The following is a 6,762-nucleotide window of genomic DNA, read 5'->3' as shown; positions in this document are numbered from 1 at the left end:
CGGTGGTCAGGCGATAGTCGGCAGAGGCGCGCATATCCGACAGCGGCGCGAAATCCTGCGCCCATGCCGCATGGCTGGCGGTGATCGTGGCCTCGGTCCACGGTTGGTCAATCAGTGCCGCTTCGACTGCGTGTGCGCGTTTCGGGATGCCCGCCATACCGCCGAAGGCGATCCGCGCGGCGGTGATCTGGCCTGAGGCCACGGTGATGTTGAAGCAACCCAGCAAAGCCGAGATATCCTGATCAAAGCGTTTCGAGATTTTGTAGCAGCGCAGGCGGTCGGGCTGGCGGGGCAGGCTGATGGCCTCGATCATCTCGCCTGGTGCGCGGTCCTGCTGGCCGTAGCCCAGAAAGAACGCCTCGAGCGGCATCTGGCGGCGGGTATCGCCATGGCGCAAGTGCAGAGTGGCCCCGAGGGCAATGAGCGCGGGGGCATTGTCGCCGATGGGCGAGCCATTGGCGATATTGCCCCCCAGCGTCGCCGCCGCGCGCACCTGTTCCGAGCCATAGCGCCGCAGCATCGCGGCATAGGAGGGGTGATAGGGGGCAATCGCCTGCATCAGCGCCGCGATTGTAACCCCGGCGCCAAGACGGATTTCCGTATCCGACACCTCGATTTCGCTCAGGTCGGCGCAGTTCCCCAGAAAGATCGGAAGCTCCAAGTCGCGCAACTGCTTGGTGATCCACAGGCCCACATCGGTGGCCCCTGCGATCAAGCTGGCCTGAGGGTAGGCGGCATAAAGGCGCGCGGCCTCATCGGCGCTCTGGGGGTGCAGCGACGTGGGGGGGCTGTCTGCCCCCCGCCCTGCGGCCCCCCCCGAAGGTATTTCCGGCCAGATGACATCGCGATCTTCGGTCATCCAGGCGGGAATGGGTGCGGTTTCGGCGGCGCGGGCGGCGCGCAGGATCGGGGCGTAGCCCGTGCAGCGGCAGAGATTGCCCGCCAGAACCCGGTCGTGATCCCGCTCTCCATTGAGATGCGCGCAGGCCATTGAGGTGATGAACCCCGGTGTGCAGAAGCCGCATTGCGAGCCGTGATGCGCGATCATCGCCTCTTGCACGGGATGCAATTCGCCCTTGGGGCCGCTGATCCCCTCGACCGTGCGCACCGCGCGCCCGGCGAGTTGCGGCAAGAGCAGGATGCAGGCGTTGAGCGGGCGCGCGCCGGTCTCGTCGCTGACGATCACCGTGCAGGCACCGCAATCGCCTTCGTTGCAGCCTTCCTTGGTGCCGGTGAGACCGCGCGTCTCGCGCAGCCAATCGAGCAGGGTTGTCGTCGGGGTCACATCCCGAAGCGCCACGCTCTCTCCATTCAGAAGAAACGTGAGGGTCATGAGCCGATGCCCGCCGCGTTACCTATGTCTGCCCTTGGGTGCCTGACCTTCGATGCGGCGTAGAAGGCGGCGGGCTTTGCCTGTCGTGGACTGATGAAAGCTGGGGGCGGGCGGTTTGGCAAGTCTTTTGTTCAGCCGCGACCGGGGCTAGGGTGGCGGGCATGAGTGCTGATCCCCGATTCATTCACCTGCGGGTGCATACCGAATATTCCCTGCTGGAAGGGGCGATGCGGCTCAAGAAGCTGCCCGGTCTCTGTGTGTCCGCCGGCATGCCCGCCGTGGCCGTGACCGACACCAACAACATGTTTGCCGCGCTAGAGTTTTCCGTCAGTGCGCAGGGGGCTGGCGTGCAGCCGATCATGGGCTGTCAGGTCGATCTGGCCTATCTCAGCCTCGCCCCCGGAGAACGTGCCAAGCCGCCTGCGCCCATCGTCCTTCTGGCGCAGAGCGAGCGCGGCTATGAGAACCTGATGAAGCTCAACTCTTGCCTCTACCTGCGGGGCGACGGCAGCCTGCCGCATGTGACGCTGAGCGAATTGGGGCAGCATGCCGAGGAGGTGATCTGCCTGACGGGGGGGCCTGATGGACCAGTCGGGCGCCTCTTGCAGGGCGGTCAGCGCCCGGCGGCGGAGGCGCTGATGCAGCGGTTGGCGCAGGCGTTCGGCGACCGGCTCTATGTCGAGTTACAGCGTCATCCCGGTGACGGGGGCGCGCCCGAGGCAGAGCGCCTGACCGAGCGTGGGTTGATCGAGATGGCCTATGCCATGGGCCTGCCGTTGGTGGCGACCAACGATGTCTATTTCCCGAAATCGGATATGTATGAGGCGCATGATGCCATGCTCTGCGTGGCCGATGGCGCCTATGTCGATCAGAGCGCGCCGCGTCGCCGCCTGACCCCGCAGCATTATTTCAAAAGCCAAGACGAGATGGCAGCGCTCTTTGCCGATCTGCCCGAAGCCTTGGAAAACACGGTCGAGATCGCGCGGCGCTGCGCCTTTGGGGCCTACAAGCGCAATCCGATCCTGCCGAAATTCGCCGATGACGAGGTCGAGGAACTGCGCCGTCAGGCGCGTGCCGGGCTGAGTGCCCGTCTTGCCGTCATCCCCCATGCCGCCCCGGTCGAGGAGTATGAAAAGCGGCTGGAATTCGAGCTGGGCATCATTGAGGGCATGGGATTTCCGGGTTATTTCCTGATCGTGGCCGATTTCATCAAATGGGCCAAGGATCACGCGATCCCGGTGGGGCCGGGGCGGGGGTCTGGGGCAGGCAGTCTGGTGGCCTACGCGCTGACCATCACCGACCTTGATCCGCTGCGCTACAGCCTGCTTTTTGAGCGGTTCCTGAATCCTGAGCGGGTCAGCATGCCCGACTTTGACATCGACTTTTGCATGGATCGCCGCGAGGAGGTGATCCAGTATGTGCAAGAGAAATACGGCCGCGACCGGGTGGGCCAGATCATCACCTTTGGGGCGCTGCTGAGCAAGGCCGCCGTGCGCGACATCGGACGTGTGTTGCAAATGCCCTATGGGCAGGTGGACCGGCTGTCCAAGATGATCCCGGTCGAGGGCGTCAAGCCGGTGAGCATCGAAAAGGCCTTGGCCGACGAGCCGCGCCTGCGCGAAGAGGCCAAGAATGAAGAGGTCGTGGATCGCCTTTTGACCTATGCGCAGCAAGTCGAGGGGCTGTTGCGCAATGCCTCAACCCATGCCGCAGGTGTGGTGATTGGCGACCGGCCCTTGGATGAGCTGGTGCCGATCTATCAAGACCCGCGTTCGGACATGCCCGCCACGCAGTTCAACATGAAATGGGTGGAACAGGCGGGGCTGGTCAAGTTCGACTTTCTTGGCCTCAAGACGCTGACAGTGATCCAGAATGCGGTGGACATGATCCGCAAGACAGGCCGCCCGCTCAATGTGGCGTCGGATGGCACCGTGCTTTACGAGCCCCCCGCGGGGTTCGAGTATGACATCGGGGCGATCCCGCTCGATGACGAAAAATCCTATCGCCTCTATGCGAGCGCCCGGACGGTGGCGGTGTTCCAGGTGGAATCCAGCGGCATGATGGATGCGCTGAAACGGATGAAGCCGACCTGCATCGAGGATATCGTGGCGCTTGTGGCCCTCTATCGTCCCGGCCCGATGGAGAATATCCCGACCTATTGCGAGGTGAAGAACGGTCTCAAGGAACTCGAGTCGATCCACCCGTCGATTGACCACATCCTAGAAGAAACCCAAGGCATCATCGTCTATCAGGAACAGGTGATGCAGATCGCGCAGGTTATGGCGGGCTATTCCCTCGGTGGTGCCGACCTCTTGCGCCGCGCCATGGGCAAGAAAATCGCCGAGGAAATGGCCAAGGAACGCCCGAAATTCGAGAAGGGCGCGATGGAGAATGGCGTCGACAAGAAAAAGGCCAGCGAGGTCTTTGACCTGCTCGAGAAATTCGCCAATTACGGGTTCAACAAATCCCACGCGGCGGCCTATGCGGTGGTCAGCTATCAGACCGCATGGCTCAAGGCCAATCACCCGGTCGAGTTCATGGCCGGGGTGATGAATTGCGATATTCACCTGACCGACAAGCTGGCAGTGTATTTCCAAGAGGTGAAAAAGGGGCTGGGCCTGGACTGGGCCGCCCCTTGCGTCAACCGCTCTGAGGCCACGTTCGATGTGCGGGATGGCGTGCTGCATTACGCGCTGGGCGCGCTCAAGAATGTGGGTGTCGAGGCGATGAAGCTGATTACGGCGGGGCGGGGCGAACGGCCCTTTGCCACGCTCTATGATGTGGCGCAGCGGGTCGATCTCAAGCGGGTGGGCAAGCGCCCGCTGGAAATGCTGGCGCGCGCCGGGGCGTTTGATGCGCTCGACCGCAACCGCCGCCGCGTGTTCGAGAGTATCGAGGCGCTGATGAGCTATTCGGCGGCGATCCATGAGCAGAAGAATTCGAGCCAAGTCTCGCTCTTTGGCGAGGCGGGCGATGACCTGCCAGAGCCGCGTCTTGCCCCGGTTGATGATTGGCTGCCCGCCGAGCGGCTGAACGAGGAATTCAAGGCCGTGGGGTTCTATCTCTCGGGGCATCCGCTTGATGATTACATGACCGTGTTGCGGCGGCGGGATGTGAAAACGCTGGACGAGGTGACAGCGCAGGCCGAACGCGGTCCGGCGCTGGTCAAGATGGCCGGGGTTGTGGCCGGGCGGCAAGAGCGGAAATCGGCGCGCGGCAACCGTTTTGCCTTTGCGCAGCTCAGCGATACGACCGGCGGTTATGAGGTGACGATTTTCTCGGACACGCTCGAGAAATGCCGCGAGTTTCTGGAAACCGGCGCGCAGGTGGTCATCACCGCCGAGGCCACGATGGAAGCGGATCAGTTGAAATTGCTCTGCCGCGCGGTGCAGCCGATTGATGGGATGGTGGCTGGGGCGGGTGCTGTGGGTCTGCGGATTTTCGTGGATCAGCCGGGGGCGATTGGGTCTGTGGCTGCCGTATTGCATAGCGCCAGCCAAGCCGCGCGCGGCGCGCGCCCCGGCCCGATTCATTTCTGCCTGATGGGCGCGGGATTGCCCGGCGAGGTCGAGATCGACAGCGGCGCGGAGTATCCGGTGACGCCGCAGATCAAGGGCGCGATCAAGAGCCTCACCGGGGTGGTGATGGTGGAAGAAATCTAATAATGCGGCGGGCGCTCGTCGCCCAAGATCACGCCGCCATCGCTCTCGCTCTGCCGTGCGGCCTCGCGCGCGAGCAGCATCTCGACTCGGACGCGCAGGCGGTCGATTTCGCGGTCTTGGCGTGCGATCACATCCGACAGGTCATCGACCGCGCGGATCAGGTGGGCCAGTTTTTCTTCGATTTCGGTCATGGCATGGCATTACGCGCGGATGCGCCCTTGGTCAATCGCGCAGCCGCCTTGCCCCGACGCTGCCCTTGGGCTAGACCGCGCCACGACAGATGCCGCACCTATGCCGCAAGGACGCATGCCATGGCCAAGCCCAAAAAAGAGCCCCGCCCCAAGGCCGAGACGCCCAAAGGGTTCCGCGATTATTTCGGCGCCGAGGTGACGACGCGCGCCGCGATGCTGAATGCGATTGCCGGGGTCTATCATCGCTATGGCTTTGACGCGCTGGAATCGAGTGCGGTGGAGACGGTCGAGGCGCTGGGCAAGTTTCTGCCCGACGTGGACCGGCCCAACGAAGGCGTCTTTGCCTGGCAGGACGAGGATGAGAAATGGCTGGCGTTGCGCTATGACCTGACCGCGCCCTTGGCCCGCGTCTATGCGCAACACCGCAACGATCTGCCGACGCCCTATCGGCGCTATGCGATGGGACCAGTCTGGCGCAATGAAAAGCCGGGACCGGGGCGGTTTCGCCAGTTCTATCAATGCGATGCGGATACGGTGGGCACGGCGTCGATGGCGGCGGATGCCGAGATTTGCGCGATGCTGGCCGATGCGCTGGAAGAGGTCGGCATCGAACGCGGCGACTATGTGGTTCGGGTGAATAACCGGAAGGTGCTGAATGGGGTGTTGGAGGCGATTGGGTTGAGTGAAGACCTTCTTCGTAATCCTCGCTCAATGACAATCGGTGAAGCGGCAGAGGCTCTTTATGCCGAAATGGTCAGGAGGAACATCGAGCAGATTTTGCGAGCTGACGTCCTTCGCCAGATCGACAAATTCGATAAAGTTGGCCGCGAGGGCGTCAAGGCCTTGCTGACCGACGGTCGAAAAGACAGTTCGGGTGCATTCATTGAGGGTGTCGGCCTAACCGAGGAGGCAGCAGAAAGAGTTCTTCTCTTTTTGACTTCTCGCGGGCCTTCGAATGCTGAAACCTTGGCCAACCTCCGCGCAGCGGTTGGAGGCTCGGACATGGGCACGCAGGGCGTGAGCGAACTCGAAGAAATCGCCACCCTCCTCGCCGCCCAAGGCTATGGTCCCGACCGCATCGTGATTGACCCTTCTGTCGTGCGTGGCCTCGGCTATTACACCGGCCCGGTGTTCGAGGCGGAATTGACATTTGAAATAACGGACGAGAAAGGCCGCCCGCGCCAGTTTGGCAGCGTGGCGGGCGGTGGGCGTTATGATGACCTTGTCGCGCGCTTTACCGGGCAGCAGGTGCCGGCGGTGGGGGTGTCCATCGGGGTGGATCGCCTGCTTGCGGCGCTGCATGCCAAGGGCAAGATCGGCAGCGCAGAGCGCGGCCCGGTGGTTGTGACCGTGATGGACCGCGAGCGGATGGCAGACTATCAGGCGATGGTCGGCGAGTTGCGAAACGCCTACATCGACCCCAACGACCCCTCCAAGGGTAAAATCCGCGCCGAAGTCTACCTCGGCAATCCCAAGAATTTCGGCAATCAGATGAAATACGCCGACCGGCGTGGGTCGCCGGTGGCGATCATCGCCGGGGGCGATGAATTCGCCAAGGGCGTGGTGCAGATCAAGG

At 63.1% G+C, this 6,762-nt stretch carries 4 protein-coding genes; 2 read left to right on the top strand and 2 right to left on the bottom strand.

The features are described 5' to 3' along the window. On the bottom strand, positions 1 to 1,333 hold a 1,333-nt coding region (gene xdhA, locus KBT70_RS08830), incomplete at its 3' end, for a xanthine dehydrogenase small subunit (protein WP_296631469.1). A gap of 161 nt (positions 1,334 to 1,494) precedes the next feature. Here xdhA and dnaE point away from each other — a divergent pair. Continuing rightward, positions 1,495 to 4,995: a DNA polymerase III subunit alpha gene (gene dnaE / locus KBT70_RS08825; protein ID WP_296631466.1), complete on the top strand. Its 3,501-nt coding sequence runs from the start codon at positions 1,495 to 1,497 to the stop codon at positions 4,993 to 4,995. Here the strand turns inward: dnaE and KBT70_RS08820 are convergent. Further along, the gene (locus tag KBT70_RS08820) at positions 4,992 to 5,186 is read right to left on the bottom strand and encodes a SlyX family protein (protein WP_296631463.1); all 195 of its coding nucleotides are present in this window, start codon (positions 5,184 to 5,186) and stop codon (positions 4,992 to 4,994) included. The two genes, dnaE and KBT70_RS08820, sit on opposite strands and share 4 nt — an antisense overlap. Before the next feature lie 120 nt (positions 5,187 to 5,306). On the opposite strand from KBT70_RS08820, the gene hisS reads away from it, so the two are divergent. After that, on the top strand, positions 5,307 to 6,762 hold a 1,456-nt coding region (gene hisS, locus KBT70_RS08815; protein ID WP_296631460.1), incomplete at its 3' end, for a histidine--tRNA ligase.

This window comes from Roseovarius sp., assembly GCF_018066915.1.
Classification (GTDB): domain Bacteria; phylum Pseudomonadota; class Alphaproteobacteria; order Rhodobacterales; family Rhodobacteraceae; genus Roseovarius.
The sequence above is the reverse complement of the archived record's forward strand: the minus strand, read 5'-3'. Positions and strand labels throughout refer to the sequence as shown.